Below are 18,158 nucleotides of genomic sequence, written 5' to 3'. Positions count from 1 at the left end.
TATTATTTATATATAAATTAAAGTCTCCTGTAATAAAATATAATTTTTATTTAAAAAATTATGTAAAGTAATTTTTTTTAATATCGATAATTATTATATAAATTAAGGGATGGTATTTTATGTTTAACTTATATGAAGAACTTACAAAAATTGAAATAATTCTTAATAAAGAAATAGAAGTCTATAAGGTTATATTGGAAGATGAAGAGAGAAAAGTAAACTCTATCATAGATACAAGGCTTCAAGATGTTCATATGTACTGCGAGCATCAGAGTGAAAAAATGAAAGAGGCTAATGAATTAAGAAAGTTAAGAGAAAATATTACAGATTTAATAATATTAAATAAATTCCCTCATCTTTCTCAAACAGCTACTTTGTCTGATATAATAAGAAAAATACCTCTAAATAAAACTGCCAAAATATCTTCACTTCGTTTGGAGCTTGTAACTTTGATGGCTAGATTAAAACATCTAAATAAATTAGCACCAAAATTGTTCGATGAGGCATTAGACTTTTTTACAGATATGAAAGAAGTATTAAATGAAAGCAAAAAAGTAGGCTACAACAACAAAGGAAAAGAACATTTACTTAATAAAAGATTATCTGTACTTATAAATAAACAAGTGTGAATAATATAAAATGAAATAATATAAAAAAGCTTCGTATATTAAACGAAGCTTTTTTGTTTTTTTATTTATTAAAATATTTTAGTAAATAAATATTAGTTTTTAGAACATCTTTCATTTATTTCTTTAACTAAATTATCTATTTTTTCATCGTCCATTCCATGACCTCTGCATCCTTCTTCAAGGCTCTCCCAGCTTGCAACATGGCATCCTACACAATGAAGGCCATAGCTCATCATAATCTCTACTGAATCTGGAAATATCTGTATAATTTCCCCTATACTCATAGTTTTATTTATCATAATTTATCCTCTCTTATAATTTTTTAGTTCCTATATAATATATATAATATGATTTTTTGTCAAAAAGTAAAATGATAATTATCTATTAAATACTATTGGATAATATTCATTATAGTTTTTTATGTATTTTCTTAAATAATTTAAATTAAACTCGCCTGTATTTTTTAGAGTTTCTTTTTCAATACCAGCAAGTTTTTTTACCATAGAACTGTTGCCAAGTTTTTTATAAACACGCTTAAAAGTCATAATAAAAGATAGGCTATTATGATATGTAATACCCTCATCAAAAATAGAGGCAGCCTTCTCTAAACTAAAACCCTCTTTGCAAGTAAGAGCAAAATATGCGTACAATAATAAAACATAGTCATGACAATTTTCGCTATAATTATCTACAGCATTTTTTATTAATTCCAATGCCAAAGCTTCATTTTTATTTACACCAATGCCATTATAATAACAATGCGAAAGTGCTGCTTTAGAGCAAGATGAATGATAATTATTCATCTTTGCTATTTCATTAGATTTATAATATATTTCAAAAGCTTTATCTTCATTTTTCTCTATTCCTCTTCCTAGTTCATATGCTCTTCCCAAAATAATATAAGACGGTTCAAATGTGCTGTGTAAATCAACAGAAGTATTAGCCATTCCTATTGCGAGTTCTGGAGAGGGGGTTAGAATGTTTCCATAAAATAGCTCTTTTGAATATATATAATAGGCAAAAAAGTCGTTCATATTTATTGCCATTTCTAAATATTTAATGCCTTCATAATAATATTTTTGAGGTATGTTGTATATCATCACTTTTGCTATTTTTCTGTATATTATTGCTTTATTTAGTTCGCTGCTGTTTAATGATATTTTTAAGTTTTCTATTATTGTTTCATAATCATGAGATTTTATCTTTATTAGCGAAAAAGCATATATATATCTTAAATGATAGATATCTTCATCATTATTAAAATATTCTATATTATTATTTAAATTATCCAATATTTCTTTTGCAGATAATGCTGATTCTTTATAGTTTTTTAGTTTATAATAAGAAAATGTTTTATATATTAAAGTTTTATTATTTTTGTTTAAATACTTAATAAGCTTTTTGTAATCATCATCTGTTTTGGCATTATAATAACAGAACTCTAACATATCATTATAAAACCATTCGTTAAAGTCATCATTGTTTTTTAGTATATCATCAAATTCATCTTTGGCCTTATCAGTCTCTCCAATATAAGCATATAAATTACCCCTATAATATTTATATCTCATATATTTTTTATCTAAAGAAAAGTTTTTTATTATTTTATCTAATAAAGAAAATGCTTCATTAAGATGTTTTTTTTCCGTATAGCATTTACCGCTTACAATATAATCATGCAAAGCCTCAGCTTTTCCAAGCAAAGCAGCCAATTTATATTTATTGTCAGTTTCAAGCAGTATGTCGTAATTTTCTATAGCATTCAAATAATCTTCTTTACTGAAATACCATTCAGCCCTTTCATAAATGGCATTATAATTTTTATTATTAAGCTCTATAGCCCTATTTAAAAATAATAAAGCATCATAATAAAACTCACTGTCAACACCCTGTTTAGCCAATGCAATGGCCTTTAGAAAATAAGCATCATCATAAAAAGGAAAATCTTTTATAAGCTCATTAGCTTCATAGTCTGCCTTAATTAATATATTTAAATTATAATAGCAAAGTCCCCTCTCAAACCTTGCAACCTTAGACTCTTCAATATCAACTCTATCAATAAAATCATCATAATAACCAATAGCCTGATGAAAGTCAGAAGCATTCTCTCCATTGTTTAGATAACTATTAGCAAGCATAAGCAAGGCATCATAAGACTTATTATCTTTTTCAAACAAAATCTGTGCATATTCTCTCTCTTTATCTATGTTCCCTATATCTCTATTAAAATACATTAACCCCCTATAGGCATCAATTATATTAGGGTCCATTTCTATAGAATGAAGAAGGTCATACTCTATATTTGAATATATTAAAGAAAGATTTGCACTTGAATAGTCATATTTATTTTTTTGTAAATCTATAAATCTAAACTTACCACGCATATAAAAAGCTTTGGCATTATCAGGGTTTTCGTATATTAATAAATTTAATTCTTCTATGGCTCTTTTATAATCACCATCATTAATATATTTATTAATATCTTCTAAAAAGTCCATAAGAATAGTTCCGATTTTTTATAATGCTTAGTAAAATATACAAAAAATTTTGCATTTTGTCAAAATTTAGTTTTTATGTTTTTATTATTTGTATGTCTTAGCCGCAGCTTTGAGAGCAGTAGGATAGGTATATATAAAATAATAAAAATACTGCATTTTTAACTTAAAAACAGTTATTGTTTTATATATAATAAAGTTAAAATATTTTTGCTTTTTTCGTCGGAAAAGTTGAATAAAAAAGTTATATGTATACTAAATTATTAGTATAATAAACGAATTATAAATCTATATAGCATAGTGATTAGAGGCGGTACAACCATCTGAAGTATAAGCAAAAATACTAAAGGAGATAAATCTATCACTCCTATTATAAGCTTGTCTCTAAAATTCCCAAAAATTTTATCTATAACCCCATCAGTAATTCTATAAAAGAAATTAACTATTGGGTTATAATAATCTAAATGTATAGCACCAAAAGCCGTAAGCCAGCTAATAATAATCCATATAAACCATATAAATGAATAAAGTCTTAAAGCCTGCATTATAAGAACATATATAAAATTAATAATCTGTATTAGCATAAACCCTCATTGTTATTTATTTGATATTGCTTAAAGCCTCGTCAACATCTTTGGCAGTATTTACTATAGTGAGAAATCTTGTAGCTTCAAATAAGCTTGTTAATTTACTGCTTAAAGAACAGAAATACACCTTTCCGCCATTTTCACCGGATACTCTTAAAGCGGAAGCTATTAATCCTAAAGCAGAAGAACACATATAATCTATATTATGAAAATCAAATACGAAATTTAATATTCCGGCATCTTTTACATAATTGAGCTTTTCTTCTAATATATCAACATTTTCAGATATGATGTTTTTTTCTATATTAATAATAGCAGTCTTCCCATCTATAACAGTACTAACCATTCTTTTAACTCCTTATATACATCTTTTAATTTTATTATATATAATTAAAAAATCAATATTATAGTTTTATATAGCTTGAATAAAAAAATACAATTATCTATCCCATTCAATTAATATAGGGCAATGGTCGCTTCCAAGAACATCAGTTAAAATATCAGCCCTTTTAATGTTGTTTGATATTTCATTATTAACAAAGAAATAATCTATTCTCCAGCCCACATTCTTCTCTCTTGAACGAGTCTTCATATCCCACCAACTATAATGACCATTTTCTTTCACAAACATTCTAAAAGTATCAGTAAAACCGCTATTTAAAAATTTTGTTATACGTTCGCGTTCTACAGGCAAAAACCCAATACTCTTTTCATTTTCTTTAGGTCTAGCCAAGTCTATAGCCTCATGAGCAATATTCATATCGCCGCATAATATTACATTGGTCTTCTCTTTTAATTTTATCATATGCTTGGTCATTTCATCATAAAAAGAAAGTTTATAATTAAAATGTTCTTCAGATTTACCGCCATTAGGAAAATAAACATTAAATATAGTAAAATCATCAAACTCTAAAGCAAGTATTCTTCCTTCTCTGTCTGTAAATTTAGAACCAAATTTATTTTTAATTTCTTTATTTGGCTTTAATTTGCTATATATTGCAACTCCGCTGTAGCCTTTTCTTATTTCAGGGTCTGCAGGGTTAATAAAGAGCTGATATCCTTCTATGTTTCTTAAATCTTCAGGAAGCTGTTCTTCAAAAGCCTTAGTCTCTTGCAAACATATTATATCAGCATCTTCTTTTTTAATAAAATCTAATAAGCCTTTTTTGTATGCTGCTCTTATGCCATTAACATTCCAAGAAATTATTTTTAGTGTACTCATATATTGCCTTTAATAAGTTATTAAATATTATACTAATAATTTCATTATTTGTCAAAATTAGAAGTTTTGTTTGTGTAAATTTGATTTTTTTATAAAAAAATATTGATGTTTTTTAAATATTATTAAAGAAAGAACTTATTAATTTGAGGTGCAATTCTCTCTATCGGAATTTTTTTTGAAAAAATTAGTATTTACTTTTTTTTAAAAAATATTATAATATATCTATATATTATGTTATTATTTTGTAGGGGATGACTAAATAATATATTAAAACATAATAAATTTGGAAATTATAATTTTTTAATGACTATTCATGGAGGGTAGTAACTATGATTATCAACAATAATGTTTCTGCATTAAATGCAAACAGGCAGTTAAACTTAACTGGCAATCAAATGACAAAAACAATCCAACAACTTTCAAGCGGTATGAGAATCAATACTGCAGGTGATGATGCTTCTGGTTTAGCAGTATCTGAAAAAATGCGTTCTCAATATCGCGGCTTACAACAAGCTACTAGAAATGCTCAAAATGGTATTTCTTTCATTCAAACTACTGAAGGTTACTTAAATGAAACTACTAACATTATGCAAAGAATGAGAGAATTAGCTATTCAGTCTGCTAACGGTATATATTCTGACAGCGACAGAGCTTTAATTCAAGTAGAAGTTAATCAATTAGTAGCTGAAGTTGACAGAATCGCTTCTCAAGCTGAATTCAACAAAATGAACATGTTAACTGGTCGTTTCGCTGCTGACGGTCAAACTCCTATCACTTTCCACATTGGTGCTAATATGGATCAAAGAGTTTCTGTTAATATAGGTGCTATGACTGCTGCTAACTTACAAGTTGGCGGTGATACTCCTCTTTCTATCTCTTCTGCTGAAACTGCTAACCAATCTTTAGGAAGAATAGATGAAGGTATACAAATGGTTGTTGCTCAAAGAGCTGAATTAGGTGCTGTTCAAAACAGAATGGAATCTATGGTAAAAAGCTTAATGATAGCTACTGAAAACACTATCGCTTCTGAAAGTGTTATAAGAGATGCTGATATGGCTCAATCTATGGTTGCTTATACTCGTGAACAAATCTTACAGCAAACTGGTGCTGCTATGTTGGCTAATGCTAATATGAAAAACCAATCTATAATGAGAATTATAGGATAATTTAGTCGTCTTATTACAAATATAGTAAAAAGCTCATTGGTATTTTTATACTAATGGGCTTTTTTTTTAAAAAAATTGCATAAAAATTTGATTTACTAACTCCTATTTATTAGACTATAATTATATAAGGTTATTTATGATAATACTAATATATTTTTTTATATAATAAAATTAGGAGGTTTTTATGTATAAAAAAATTATAGTTATTATTTTATCTTTCTAATGGTGTGTATATGTATAAAAATAATGTGTATAGAAAAGAAAGAGTTGAAGGGAGAAGTTTTTTCGGTATTATAAAAAATGGTTCTTATTTCCTCTCTAATTTAGCAATTTATGAAGATGGCATAGTTAGTGCTTGGGATAAATTTGATATTTATCAGTTTGAAAAAGCATTAGAGAAAAAATGGGTTGTATCATTTATAGAAGATAATGAGGAATTAAATATTCGTGGTATAGGTGATTTTGAAATTTTAGAATCTCAGTGGATGCATAAAGATGATTATTATAAATACATTAAAAGCATATTAAAAGAAATGAATCCTGAAATGCAGAATATTTATAAAACTACTCAAAGAGAGATAGAAAAATGGGAAAAATTAAAAGTATCATTTTTGGCAATTCCAATTGATTTTAAAATGAAAAAGGAATTTGGATATGATTTATCCAATGGTAAAAGTTATTTTATATTTAGAAAATCTTCTCATTATTCATCTAACAAAGAAATATTCTTAACTTACTACACCATTTATGATGATGAAACAATATCAATATATAATGACAATAATATATATAACTTTGATAATATAAAAAATATGTTTGATAAAAATGAACTGGTTTTATATCCAAAAGAAGATGATACTATTATAATAGAAAATCTTGCAAAACTTAAATTAAAACCAACTTTAAAATACACAAATAAAAAAGAAAAATTAAAAGAGATAGAAGAAAATATAAAAGAGATTTCAGGTAAAGAAAATGCTTTTGATTATGCAATAAAATGCTACCATAATTATCTTGTATATCCTTCAGATTATAACAGAGAATTATTGAAAGAGGCTTATGAAAAACTACCTAAACATGAAAGAATATTTTTAGGCGATATGGACAATAAAGACTCTGATTTCAGAAGAATAATTTACACACCTAATATAAAGAGGGAAGTATAAAACATATTTGATATAATTTAATACTTTAATTTGTTTTTAAAATAAATAAATAAAATTTGACAATAGTTAGTTTTTGTTATATAATCTAGGCAAGTAATATTTTAAATAAAATCTATAAATAAAAAATCTAATAAAACAGAGGTGTAATATGTCAGGACACTCCAAGTGGGCTAGTATTAAACATAAAAAAGCCGCAAATGATTCAAAGAAAGGTAAGATTTGGTCAAAAATAGCAAAAGAAATTACAATCGCAGTAAAAGAAGGCGGAAGCCCAGACCCAGACCAAAATGCAAGATTAAGAATGGTTATAGTTAAAGCTAAAGGTACTAACATGCCTAATGATAATATAGACAGAGCCATTAAAAGAGGTGCTGGTGCTGGTGAAGGTGCTAATATAGAAGAAATGTCTTATGAGGGTTATGCTCCAGGCGGCGTTGCAATCATAGTAGATGTTGCTACAGATAATAAAAACAGAACTGCTGCTGAGATAAGATCAATATTTAGCAAAAACGGCGGAAACTTAGCTGAGAGCGGTGCGGTTTCTTGGCAGTTTAAGAAAAAAGCTGTTGTAATGGTTCCTGCTGCCGGAAATACTGAAGAGGGCTTAATGGATATAGTGCTTGATGCAGGTGCTGAAGATATAGAACAAGATGATGAGGTATTTACAGTTACTGGACCTATGGAAGCTTTATCTTCTATAGTTGATGCTTTAAAAGCTAAAGGTATAGAGCCTGAAAGTGCTGAGATTGTACGTATGGCTGATAACACTATGACTATAGCTGAAAATGATGCTAAAAAAGTTATGAAAATAATTTCTCTTTTTGAAGATCATGATGATGTTTCTGCTGTAGCTACTAACTTAGAAATTACTGATAACTTAATAGAAGAAGAATAATATTATTAATAAATAATGATAACTTTAGGTATAGACCCGGGATTTGCTAGATGCGGTTATGCTTTTGTAGAGGCTAAAAACTCCGAGTATAAAATAGTAAATTCTGGGCTTATCGAAACTTTCTCAAATGAAAAATATAATCAAAGACTCTCATATATATATACTCAATTAGATTCACTTATTAAACAATACAAACCAGATAATGCTTCAATAGAAGAGCTTTTCTTTTCAAAAAATACTAAAACAGCTATAAAAGTCGCTGAGGCAAGAGGGGTTATAATATTAGCACTTACTTTGAATAATATAGATTTTAGAGAATACAAGCCAAGAGAAATAAAATCACAAATAACAGGAAATGGAAATGCTAATAAAGATGCTGTTATAAAAATGGTTAATCTTTTTACAGACTCAAGTATAATGCAAGATGATACTGCCGACGCCGTGGCTATTGCTTTGGCACATGCTTCAAGAAACAGAATTTTGAAATAATTTTTTATATTTGTATATTATTAAAGGTTTTCTATTTCTTCTATGTTTAATCCTGTATATTTTGATATTAATTTAAAATCTGCCCCATCTTCTTTCATAGACTTAGCTATTATCAATGTACTATATTTTTTACCTTCTTCTCTGCCTTTCTCTATACCTTGTTCCATTCCTTTCTCTATACCTTTCTCTATACCTTGTTCTATTCCTTTCTCCCATTCTCTATGGAGTGTTTCTCTTTGAAAATATTCTTCTGCTTCCTTTATCTTATATACATCAAGTAATGGATTTTCTGATATAAATGATTTGCATTTCTTATCTACTTCATCAAATATTGTGTTTTCTTTTATTAGGTTTGACATTCTCTCGCCTCCAATAAAAAATTTGTACCAACTATTTAAGTCTTTGTTTAGTTGTTTATCATAATTAAATTTCGGCAATTCCAAAAAATGAAATTGACAATGGTCGGTAAGTATTTTGTTGTGTTTTAATTCTTTTAATATATAACAACTGTAGCAATCTTCTATGCCGTCAAATAAAACAAAGTCTAAAATATTTATACTTATAACAGGAAGAAGTTTATTATAATCATCGCCTTTATTTAGGTTCAAACTATAATTACTTGCCCAATAAAACAATGTTCTTTTAATAAAAGTTTCATTGCCTTGTAATTGTATCTCTATTATAACAACTTCTCCGGTATCTGCCGTGCATTTTATATCTACTACGCTTTCTTTTGAATTAAGATATTTCTGCAAGTTAAATGGGTTTAATATCTCTAAAGTTTCAAAAGTTTTGAAATTCAAATTATCCATCACAGCATTAACAAAGTTTAATACTATTTTCTCGTTTCCAAGATTTGAAAAAAGATATCTTACAAAACAGTCATTCTTTTTGTTTAATGTATCTACAGTGATGTTAAAATCATTCATAAATATATTATAGCAAAATAGAAGCTAAAAGTCAAAATATAGTTTTTCATTAGAATTTAATTAAAAAATTAAATAAAAATATTAATGATTATACATAGTTTAATACTTCTTTTATAAATATATTATTTGATTTTGATAGGTCTAAAATATCAAGATAACCGGCATCAGTTCCGTCTTCATTTTTTTCAATAGAGAGTATTGGTCTTAAAGGTAAGTTATTATTCTGCTGTATTACTCTTGCATTTTGCCCATTTGATAATTTTACTTTTGTATTATTCGGGTAAAAACCTATAGCCTTTTGAAAATGCTTTACTATATCCATATCAAACTCTTTTTTTGAAAGTGATATAATAATTTTCATAGCCTTATCTGCTGTACAAATTAAACCATCATTTCCATTAACAACAAGGTTATTAAATTTATTAGATATAGAAACTACTTTACTGTAGAGGCTTATATCTCTATTTCCCTTACCAAAGGGATAACCGCTTCCATCATATTTTTCATGATGCTCTAATATTATATCTGCAATATTATCTTCCAAATTATCTCTTTTAGCAAGTTTATATCCATGCGTTGTATGTCTTTTTAACATATTAATTTCATCTGCAGTTAAATTTTTTTTATTCAGCAAATACTCTTGAACCAACATCTTTCCTATATCATGAAGCAAAGCCCCGAGCATTATATTAGATATATCTGCTTTTGTTAAATTCATTTCTATTGCTGTAATTGCAGATAATACCGCTACATCTACCGCATGCTTATATATGGATTCATCTTTTCTTTTTAATATGGCTAAATATGAATGAGCTTCTTTATTTTCTAATATAGAATTAAGCATAATATCAACATCTTTTTTTAATTCTATAAAATCAACAGTACCATTATTTTTTGCTATGTTGTAAGCATTTTTAGTTTTTTCTATTGTAATATTATTTATATTTAATGCTTCTTCGCTGTCAATTTTTAATATTTTTTTACCATTTTCTTCTATTATCACTTTTTTATTTAATTGGTTTTTAATGCTATTATCAAAATTGTTTTCATATTTATTTTCTATTAACTCTACAACAGACACTGTTTCGATAGATTTTTTTTTTAATAATTCTATAGTGCTTTTTGTTACAATAGAGCCCATATCTACTATAATATTATCGTTGCTGTCATATACATTAGAAGCTATTTTCATTCCTTCTTTAAGTTCTGTTACTTGTATATTAAACATAATAATATCTCTCTCCATTTTTAGCTGTATATATTTCGGAATTAACTATTACTTAATGCAATCATCATTTTATTATTAATACAAACTCTCTTTTTTTGTTTTCGCTATATTTAGAACAAAGAACTCCAATTTCATCTATTATAATCTCTTCTGTAGGCAAAGTTAAATCCATACATAAAGCAGCAATTTTATTTTTTGAATATATTTTTTTAACAGCGTTAAGAACCTTTGAAAGCCTATAAGGAGTATCCAACACTATAACAGGAACATTTAATTTTTTTAATTCTATTAATTTTCTCTCTCTTTCTCTGTCATCTCTTGGCAAAAGCCCTGCATAATAAAACTCTCTAAAATTAAAAGGCAAACACATAATAGCCGCTGTAACGCTGCTTACACCGGGTATGGGCTTTACTTTTATATTATAAGAGTAGCAATATTCAAGAAGCTCTCTTCCAGGGTCTTCCAAAGCCGGTGTGCCGCAATCACTTATGAGAGAAACAGTTTTACAATTTAATATTTTTGTCATTATATCATCAATATCTTTATCTTTTTTTGTATGCTCGCTGAACTCTATTAATTTTGATTTATCTATATTAAGATTAAGGTTTTTAAAAAGCGTAGTAGCCTCTCTAAAACTTTCAACCAATATAATGTCGCTTTCTGTTAATATTTCTTTAAGCCTCTCAGTATTATCTTTGTAATTTCCAATATCTCTTGAAGCTATATAAACTACAGGCATCAAATTATTTTCTCCTCATTATAATATTTTTATTAGTATGCATATAATCCCAATTATTATTTACTATATTATTGCTTATGAATATATTTGTAAAGAATGTATTTGTAAGGAAGTTATTAGCTTTAGAGCGTTCATAAGCTTCATTAAGTTTTTTTACTTTTAGGTTTAAAGCTCTTGCTATGCTGTAGGTTTCTTTATCTATGTTGCCGTCTATATCATTGGTTCTAAATCTGCATTGAAAAGCATACAGCACTTTTCTTGATTCAAAGTCCCAAATATTATTAGTTGGCATACTTGTATATCCATATTTTATAAACTCATTTTTTATATCCATTACAGTAGCAGTTCTATAATCATTGCTCATCATAAAGTTGCTGTAATCTTCTTCATCATACCATATGCCTAAATTATATTCATCATATAACCTTTTCCAAGGGAATTTTGGTCCGGGGTCTTTTTTTCTGTATGGTGCTATATCTGAATGCCCTAATATATTATATGGTCTTATTCCATATTTATCTATTAGCTCATTAAGAAGATATACCACTTTTTCTATTTGAGATTCTTCATATTCTAAATATTCATCATATGGAGTAAAAAATAAGTTTTCAAGCTGTCTTCTGCTCATTCTCGAAAGCTCTTGAGCTGTATTTGTAACTTTTGATATATAGCCCAAATTTACAATCTCTATTCCAACAGAGCTGTCATTAATGCTGTATCTATTTTGATACATTGTAATTCCTGCATGCCAAGCTCTATTTGTATCATCAACAAGTTTATATATAGGTTCATTTGCTCTTGTTGTTATTAAATAATGCGAAGATACTCCCGGGTCTGTTAACACTTTTAAAGACATATCATCATCTAATGCAGTGTAGTGGAGTATTATATAATTAATTCTTAAATTGTATGAGCCGGATTTATAAAGTGTTGATATTCTTGGCGGTTTTTTTCTTTTGTTTATAGCAGGGGCAGTGATTTCTTCTGTATTGTTTGAGCAAGAAATAACTATGCTTACAATCAGCAGTATAAAAATATTTTTAAACATAACAAGCTACTCCATTAAATCTATAACGCATAAAACCATTATAATTGTCTTTTATCTCTATATGTGCAAAATGAAATGCCTGAGCTGTGTTTATTCTCGAATGCTTATGAAGTAAATTTGAATAAAAACTCATAACAAAATCATTATATATATTATCGGATAAACTTCCAATTCCAGAAACTACAGTGTTTACACCGCATGATAAAAATGATTTTACTATATTGCTGTCATTCATATTGCATGTATTAATAAAAATCAATTTCGGAGGATTTTCTAATGCAGAAATATTATTCAATATATAATCTTTACTTAAAGATAAACCATTTGAATGACCATGCGTAATAATATGCACTATGTCATAATTTTCTAAAACTTTTACGAACTCAAAATAATTATGTTCTTTTTTATATACATCAATATTCAGATTGTTATTAACGGATAATCTCTTTAATAAATCAATTTCTTTTTCATCGTTTATATCATCATATGGTATTGATATTACGGCGATTTTTTTGCTGTTTGTAATTTTTTTTGGCATTATATTAACTGCATTGATATAAGAAAATATTATTTTTTCTGACAAAAATTTATTGTTGTATGATAATATATCCCAAGGTATTGAAGAAGCTGTTTCATCGAGATTTAGATAAACTATTCTAAAGCCTTCAAATAAATGCTCTCTAAAATCTTTTTCTGGTATAAGCATATTCATTAAATAGTTTCCAATTTCTAAATATTTGCTTATATTATCATTTTCACTATTTGCTCTTTTTAATAATCTTAAATATTCTTTATATATGCTGTTGTATGCACAAAAATCAAAAGGTTTTTTATATTCTGCAATATATAATGACGGATAAGTTTCTATTGCCTTATAATGAAATACATGTTCTTTTTTATTTTGTTTTTCTTTATACTTTTCTACGGTGCAGCTTAAAAATGTTTGAGATAGATTTTCGTTTAATAAAATTAATCTCTCTTTTAATTTATAAAAAATATTTTCATCTATTATATTATAAATTGAAAAGTCATTATATTTTTCTTCAAGATTATAATATATTCCTCTTCTTTTTTTATAGGTGTCTGTTATGTTTAAATACAAAAAACTATCTTCTTCTGTTTTGGTATTTAAATCTATTTCGTATGTGCCGTATAATTTATTTTTTTCATTGTCGTATAAAAAGATATTTATTTTTTCTTTTTTGTTTATTTTTTTAAATTGAGATTTTTTTATTTTTATGCACTCAAAATTTGAAGAGTCAAAGAAGTTTTTATTTTGCGTTACAATATAATTACTCATAAATTATTATTTAATATTCATTCCTATAAAATATTTGTATTATACATTAAAGATATATAAAATTAAAGCTATGTAATTTTAATTTTGTAGAAAAATTAAATATAAGTTTTTATTTTTGCATTATTTTCGTGGACTAGCCCCCTGCGAAGCGTGCCCTTAGGGTACGCACCCCCCACTTCTTTTGGCGACCGAAGAAAGTGCCTGTGGGTATGACCCAAAGAAGCAAAAGGACTACTTTTTTATTATAAATTTTATAATTTAATTGTATATTAAAAGGCACTCCCCCGCACGACTAAGAAGTTATAATTAAAGCATAGCATTACCGTGCGGTAAGCCACTACGGCGAGTAGTGCGGCAAGGTGGTACAGCTCGTACGCGGGAAAAAGTTGATAAAAATAATTGCTTCAATATGTTTTGGAAATTTTTAACTCTGTCAAAAGATTGATATTTTTGTTTGTAATACACATTGATGCATAGTTTGAAAAATTTGCATAAAACAAAAACTTATATAAAAAACATATTGAATAAAATAAAAAATGTAATAGTATATTAGGCAAAATTATTTTTATTAAGGAAACAAAAATGAAAGTATTTATTAGTGCAGATATAGAAGGAGTAACAACTACTACACAATGGCCGGATACAGACATGGGGTCATTAACTTATAAAGAGCATGCATTACAAATGACTAAAGAAGTTAATGCTGCTTGCGAAGGGGCAATATTAGCTGGTGCTAAAGAGATATTTGTTAAAGATGCACATGACTCGGCTATGAATATAGACCAAACTGCTTTGCCTGATATTGTGAAAGTGCATAGAAAGTGGAGCGGAGACCCTTATTCTATGGTTGAGGGTATAGATGATAGTTTTGATGCTGTGATGTTTATAGGCTATCATAGTCCGGCTACAAGCGGAAGCAATCCTTTATCTCATACTATGAGCAATTCAAAAATATTTAGCATAAAATTAAATGATGCTGTGGCAAGTGAGTTTATGTTTTTTAGTTATGCTGCGGCATATGTAAATGTACCTTCAGTATTTTTGTCTGGAGATAAAGGTCTTTGCGATGATGCCAATAATATGGACCCTAATCACCCTAGTTTAATAACTCTTCCTGTAAAAGAGGGTGTTGGTTATTCTACTATCAACTATTCTCCTAATCTTATGATTAAAACTATTAAAGAAAAAGTAAGAGAAGCATTAACACAAGATTTTAAATGTTTAAAGCTTCCAAAAACTTTTAAGCTTGAAGTAACTTATAAAGAACATGGATATGCTTATAAGATGTCATTTTATCCTAATGCTAAAAAGGTTAATGATAATACTATAGTTTATGAAAGTAATGATTATTATGAGATACTTAGAGCTATGAAGTTTGTTTTATAATTTTTATTAATTTTATTGAATAAGTATTATGTAATTGAATATAATAATATTGCTTTTAAAAAATTATATTATATAATATTACTATAAAAAATAATTTAATATATGGACTAATTTATGAAAAAAGTAAATGTTTGTTTATTGGGTGCTTCAGGTGCCGTTGGTAAAGAGATGCTTAAGATATTGCAAGAGAGAAAATTTCCTGTTAATGAATTAAGATTATTAGGCAATAAGACAGCAGGTCAGAAGGTTATTTTTAATAATAAAGAATACACAATAGAAAAACCAAGTAAAGATTCTTTTAAAGATATGGATATTACTTTAGTTGCTGTTGGAAGCGATGAAAGTAAAAAGCTAAGCCCTTTGGCTGCAAAAGCTGGAAGCGTTGTTATTGATAATAGCAGTGCTTTTAGAATGGATAAAAATGTTCCTTTAGTAGTTCCAGAAGTTAATCCTGAAGATGTTAAGCTTCACAAAGGTATTATAGCTAATCCTAATTGCAGTACTATTATTGCTTTGGTGGCATTAGCTCCATTACATAAATTTGCTAAAATTAAAAGAATAATAGCTTCTACATATCAGGCAGTATCTGGTGCCGGCAAAGAAGGTATGGAAGAGCTTCAGCAGCAGGTTTATGATTATGCAGAGCAAAAAAAGTTAAGTATAAAAGCTTTCAAATATCAAATATTATTTAACTTAATTCCTCAAATAGATGCTTTCGACAGCAAAACAGGCTATACTAAAGAAGAATTAAAAATGACTAATGAAGGTAGAAAAATATTACATGCTCCAGATTTACAAGTAAGCTGTACTTGTGTAAGAGTTCCTGTTTTAAGAAGCCATAGTGAATCTATAACAATAGAAACAGAAAAGAAATTAACATCTAAAAAAGCTAAAGAATTATTAGCAAAAGCTAAAGGTGTAAAAGTGGTAGACAATCCTTCACAATTTAAATATCCTATGCCTTTAGATACAACAGACCAAGATAATATATTTGTTGGAAGAATAAGAGAAGATATCAGTGCTAAAAACTCTTTAACTTTCTGGTGTGCGGGAGACCAAATAAGAAAAGGTGCTGCTACAAATGCTGTACAAATAGCTGAGTTGGTATTGCCTTTATTGGATAAAAATAGCAAAAAAGAAGAAGCTCCAAAAAAGAGAGTTTGCAAGCCAAAAAAAGCAGCAGCAAAAAAAGAGGTAAAAACAGCTGATAAATAATAATATTATTTAGTACAAAACTATAAGGCATTCAATTATATTGAGTGCCTTTTTTATTTATATTGTTTTAGTTTAAAAATTTATATTACATATAAAATAGTATTATTTTCTTAACTTGCACTTTAGCTAAACGTAATATATGTTTTTTTTATTTGTGGTGGCTTTGCCCCCTGCGAAGCATGCCCTTAGGGTACACACCCCTACTTCTTTTATTGGTATAAAAGAAGCAAAAGAACTGCATTTTTATGAAGTATAGCCAAAAATGTATGGTATCATTATATACATTTATTTTTTAGATATAAAATTTTAATATTTGTACTTTTTGCAACTTTTTGCTACGGGAAAAAGTTGAATAAAAGAAATACATATATAAATAAATAATTTGTTTAAATTAAAATATTTGCAGGGCTTTGCCCCGCACCCCAGTTCTTTTATTGGTATAAAAGAACCAAAAGAACTGCATTTAATAAATCTTATAAATTAAATATGTATATAACTAAAAAACCTCTTTCTTTTTATTGCTATTTCATTGACTTTTAATTTATTTATATTAGACTAAAATATATTAAAAAAATTAAAAGTGATTAATTTATGATTAAAAATATTTTTGCCGTTTTGGTTTGTATGCTTTTGTTTTCCTGCAATAATCTTAATGCTTTAAATAGCAGTTTATCTTCTGGAAACTCTAAATTATATTTTGACTCTAAAAGGGCTTATGATTATGTGAAGGCTCAAACAGATTTGGGACCTCGTATTTATGGAAGTGAAGCACATAAAAAAGTAAGAGAATATTTTAAAAAAGAAATTTCCAATATGGGATATGAAGTGTTTAGTCATAAATTTGAAGCTCCATATATAAAGGGAAGAGTGGGCGAGAACATATATGCATTTTTAAATGGAAAAACAGATAACTATATTATAATAGCAAGCCACTATGACAGCAGAAGCGTTGCAGAAAAAGACCCTATACCCGAAAACAGAAATAAACCAATAGATGGTGCTAATGACGGAGCAAGCAGTTCTGGTGTTTTGCTTGAGCTTATGAATGCTTTGAAAAATTATGAGCTTGATTATAGTATATGTTTTGTATTGTTTGACCTTGAAGATGACGGCAATTTATTTGATGTTGTAGGAAACTCCCCTATTGAAACAGATTGGATACAGGGAAGTATAGCATTCGTAAACGACAATGTAGTAGATAAAAATAAAATTAAATTTGGAATACTTCTTGATATGGTTGGAAGCAGTGAGGCTTTATTTAAATACGAAAACTTTGCTTATACTTATTATTCTGATATTTATAAAAATGTATGGTCTAATGCTAAATATTTAGGCTATGATAAATTTTTTGTAAATGATTTTTATGGCGGCATAATAGATGACCACGCTCCTTTTATATTTAATGGCATACCTTTTATAGATGTTATAGATATGAGCTATAAATATCATCATACTCAAAATGATACTATAGATAAAATAGATGTTAATACTTTAGAAGCTGTAGGAAAGACTATAGAGTTTACTATAGCGAATATCAGCGAAACAAACTAATATTTATTTACACATATATTCTATTTTTTATTATTCTAAAAATTGTTTAGGAGCCATACATATTGCACGTTTTTTAGTTTAAAAAAAGCAGGTATTCCTTATAATTTAATTAA

At 27.5% G+C, this 18,158-nt stretch carries 18 protein-coding genes; 8 read left to right on the top strand and 10 right to left on the bottom strand.

The genetic code is table 11. The features are described 5' to 3' along the window. Positions 1-119 precede the first annotated feature (119 nt). Entirely contained in the window at positions 120-629 is a 510-nt protein-coding gene (gene flgN / locus Q0H31_RS02330) for a flagellar export chaperone FlgN (protein ID WP_295295575.1), read from the top strand. 92 nt (positions 630-721) lie between these two features. Here flgN and Q0H31_RS02325 read toward each other — a convergent pair whose 3' ends face one another. The 5 genes from Q0H31_RS02325 to xth form a co-directional block, all read right to left on the bottom strand. Beyond that, on the bottom strand, positions 722-928 hold the full coding sequence (locus tag Q0H31_RS02325) for a DUF1858 domain-containing protein (RefSeq protein WP_013244247.1): 207 nt from the start codon (positions 926-928) through the stop codon (positions 722-724). Between the two features lie 78 nt (positions 929-1,006). Next, positions 1,007-3,127 (bottom strand): tetratricopeptide repeat protein, encoded by a 2,121-nt coding sequence (locus tag Q0H31_RS02320; protein ID WP_295295572.1) that lies wholly within the window; start codon positions 3,125-3,127, stop codon positions 1,007-1,009. A 260-nt stretch (positions 3,128-3,387) separates the two neighbouring features. Further along, a complete protein-coding gene (locus tag Q0H31_RS02315) occupies positions 3,388-3,708 on the bottom strand; it encodes a YggT family protein (protein WP_295295570.1) in 321 nt (106 codons plus the stop codon). Positions 3,709-3,724: 16 nt separating this feature from the next. Continuing rightward, positions 3,725-4,057: an STAS domain-containing protein gene (locus tag Q0H31_RS02310; RefSeq protein ID WP_295295568.1), complete on the bottom strand. Its 333-nt coding sequence runs from the start codon at positions 4,055-4,057 to the stop codon at positions 3,725-3,727. 93 nt (positions 4,058-4,150) lie between these two features. Continuing rightward, complete coding sequence (gene xth / locus Q0H31_RS02305) at positions 4,151-4,933, bottom strand: exodeoxyribonuclease III (protein ID WP_295295566.1); 783 nt, start codon at positions 4,931-4,933, stop codon at positions 4,151-4,153. Positions 4,934-5,262: 329 nt separating this feature from the next. On the opposite strand from xth, the gene Q0H31_RS02300 reads away from it, so the two are divergent. The 4 genes from Q0H31_RS02300 (at position 5,263) to ruvC (ending at position 8,649) form a co-directional block, all read left to right on the top strand. Beyond that, positions 5,263-6,099: a flagellin gene (locus tag Q0H31_RS02300; RefSeq protein WP_295295564.1), complete on the top strand. Its 837-nt coding sequence runs from the start codon at positions 5,263-5,265 to the stop codon at positions 6,097-6,099. A gap of 233 nt (positions 6,100-6,332) precedes the next feature. Next, the gene (locus Q0H31_RS02295) at positions 6,333-7,265 is read left to right on the top strand and encodes a hypothetical protein (RefSeq protein WP_278774765.1); all 933 of its coding nucleotides are present in this window, start codon (positions 6,333-6,335) and stop codon (positions 7,263-7,265) included. A 148-nt stretch (positions 7,266-7,413) separates the two neighbouring features. Continuing rightward, positions 7,414-8,160, top strand: coding sequence for a YebC/PmpR family DNA-binding transcriptional regulator (locus Q0H31_RS02290; protein ID WP_295295561.1), 747 nt, complete (start codon positions 7,414-7,416; stop codon positions 8,158-8,160). Positions 8,161-8,175: 15 nt separating this feature from the next. Next, entirely contained in the window at positions 8,176-8,649 is a 474-nt protein-coding gene (gene ruvC / locus Q0H31_RS02285; protein WP_295295559.1) for a crossover junction endodeoxyribonuclease RuvC, read from the top strand. Positions 8,650-8,669: 20 nt separating this feature from the next. On the opposite strand, the gene Q0H31_RS02280 is transcribed toward ruvC, so the two are convergent. From Q0H31_RS02280 to Q0H31_RS02260, 5 genes are all read right to left on the bottom strand, one after another. Next, positions 8,670-9,578 (bottom strand): Rpn family recombination-promoting nuclease/putative transposase, encoded by a 909-nt coding sequence (locus Q0H31_RS02280; RefSeq protein WP_295295558.1) that lies wholly within the window; start codon positions 9,576-9,578, stop codon positions 8,670-8,672. A gap of 88 nt (positions 9,579-9,666) precedes the next feature. After that, positions 9,667-10,806: an HD domain-containing phosphohydrolase gene (locus tag Q0H31_RS02275; protein ID WP_295295557.1), complete on the bottom strand. Its 1,140-nt coding sequence runs from the start codon at positions 10,804-10,806 to the stop codon at positions 9,667-9,669. A 64-nt stretch (positions 10,807-10,870) separates the two neighbouring features. Continuing rightward, positions 10,871-11,545 (bottom strand): SAM-dependent methyltransferase, encoded by a 675-nt coding sequence (locus Q0H31_RS02270; protein WP_295295555.1) that lies wholly within the window; start codon positions 11,543-11,545, stop codon positions 10,871-10,873. A 4-nt stretch (positions 11,546-11,549) separates the two neighbouring features. Next, positions 11,550-12,593, bottom strand: a complete 1,044-nt coding sequence (locus tag Q0H31_RS02265; protein ID WP_295295553.1) for an N-acetylmuramoyl-L-alanine amidase — start codon at positions 12,591-12,593, stop codon at positions 11,550-11,552. Continuing rightward, a complete protein-coding gene (locus tag Q0H31_RS02260; RefSeq protein ID WP_295295552.1) occupies positions 12,586-13,893 on the bottom strand; it encodes a CHAT domain-containing protein in 1,308 nt (435 codons plus the stop codon). Before Q0H31_RS02260 ends, Q0H31_RS02265 begins: the two co-directional genes overlap by 8 nt. Before the next feature lie 582 nt (positions 13,894-14,475). Here Q0H31_RS02260 and Q0H31_RS02255 point away from each other — a divergent pair. The 3 genes from Q0H31_RS02255 (at position 14,476) to Q0H31_RS02245 (ending at position 18,045) form a co-directional block, all read left to right on the top strand. Then, positions 14,476-15,279 (top strand): M55 family metallopeptidase, encoded by an 804-nt coding sequence (locus tag Q0H31_RS02255; RefSeq protein ID WP_295295550.1) that lies wholly within the window; start codon positions 14,476-14,478, stop codon positions 15,277-15,279. 114 nt (positions 15,280-15,393) lie between these two features. After that, positions 15,394-16,494: an aspartate-semialdehyde dehydrogenase gene (locus Q0H31_RS02250; RefSeq protein WP_295295548.1), complete on the top strand. Its 1,101-nt coding sequence runs from the start codon at positions 15,394-15,396 to the stop codon at positions 16,492-16,494. 591 nt (positions 16,495-17,085) lie between these two features. After that, positions 17,086-18,045, top strand: a complete 960-nt coding sequence (locus Q0H31_RS02245; protein WP_295295546.1) for a M28 family peptidase — start codon at positions 17,086-17,088, stop codon at positions 18,043-18,045. Positions 18,046-18,158 lie beyond the last annotated feature (113 nt).

Origin of the sequence: uncultured Brachyspira sp., assembly GCF_934747485.1 — a bacterium.
In the GTDB taxonomy this organism is placed as follows: Bacteria; Spirochaetota; Brachyspiria; order Brachyspirales; family Brachyspiraceae; genus Brachyspira.
The sequence above is the reverse complement of the archived record's forward strand: the minus strand, read 5'-3'. Positions and strand labels throughout refer to the sequence as shown.

Bases quoted from the DNA above. Each gene is read 5' to 3' on its own strand.
- Q0H31_RS02265 (WP_295295553.1), bottom strand. From the start codon at position 12,593: ATGTTTAAAAATATTTTTATACTGCTGATTGTAAGCATAGTTATTTCT.
- Q0H31_RS02310 (WP_295295568.1), bottom strand. From the start codon at position 4,057: ATGGTTAGTACTGTTATAGATGGGAAGACTGCTATTATTAATATAGAA.
- Q0H31_RS02275 (WP_295295557.1), bottom strand. From the start codon at position 10,806: ATGTTTAATATACAAGTAACAGAACTTAAAGAAGGAATGAAAATAGCT.
- Q0H31_RS02250 (WP_295295548.1), top strand. From the start codon at position 15,394: ATGAAAAAAGTAAATGTTTGTTTATTGGGTGCTTCAGGTGCCGTTGGT.
- Q0H31_RS02260 (WP_295295552.1), bottom strand. From the start codon at position 13,893: ATGAGTAATTATATTGTAACGCAAAATAAAAACTTCTTTGACTCTTCA.
- Q0H31_RS02315 (WP_295295570.1), bottom strand. From the start codon at position 3,708: ATGCTAATACAGATTATTAATTTTATATATGTTCTTATAATGCAGGCT.
- ruvC (WP_295295559.1), top strand. From the start codon at position 8,176: ATGATAACTTTAGGTATAGACCCGGGATTTGCTAGATGCGGTTATGCT.
- Q0H31_RS02280 (WP_295295558.1), bottom strand. From the start codon at position 9,578: ATGAATGATTTTAACATCACTGTAGATACATTAAACAAAAAGAATGAC.
- Q0H31_RS02290 (WP_295295561.1), top strand. From the start codon at position 7,414: ATGTCAGGACACTCCAAGTGGGCTAGTATTAAACATAAAAAAGCCGCA.
- Q0H31_RS02325 (WP_013244247.1), bottom strand. From the start codon at position 928: ATGATAAATAAAACTATGAGTATAGGGGAAATTATACAGATATTTCCA.
- Q0H31_RS02300 (WP_295295564.1), top strand. From the start codon at position 5,263: ATGATTATCAACAATAATGTTTCTGCATTAAATGCAAACAGGCAGTTA.
- Q0H31_RS02270 (WP_295295555.1), bottom strand. From the start codon at position 11,545: ATGCCTGTAGTTTATATAGCTTCAAGAGATATTGGAAATTACAAAGAT.
- Q0H31_RS02320 (WP_295295572.1), bottom strand. From the start codon at position 3,127: ATGGACTTTTTAGAAGATATTAATAAATATATTAATGATGGTGATTAT.
- Q0H31_RS02295 (WP_278774765.1), top strand. From the start codon at position 6,333: ATGTATAAAAATAATGTGTATAGAAAAGAAAGAGTTGAAGGGAGAAGT.
- Q0H31_RS02245 (WP_295295546.1), top strand. From the start codon at position 17,086: ATGATTAAAAATATTTTTGCCGTTTTGGTTTGTATGCTTTTGTTTTCC.
- xth (WP_295295566.1), bottom strand. From the start codon at position 4,933: ATGAGTACACTAAAAATAATTTCTTGGAATGTTAATGGCATAAGAGCA.
- flgN (WP_295295575.1), top strand. From the start codon at position 120: ATGTTTAACTTATATGAAGAACTTACAAAAATTGAAATAATTCTTAAT.
- Q0H31_RS02255 (WP_295295550.1), top strand. From the start codon at position 14,476: ATGAAAGTATTTATTAGTGCAGATATAGAAGGAGTAACAACTACTACA.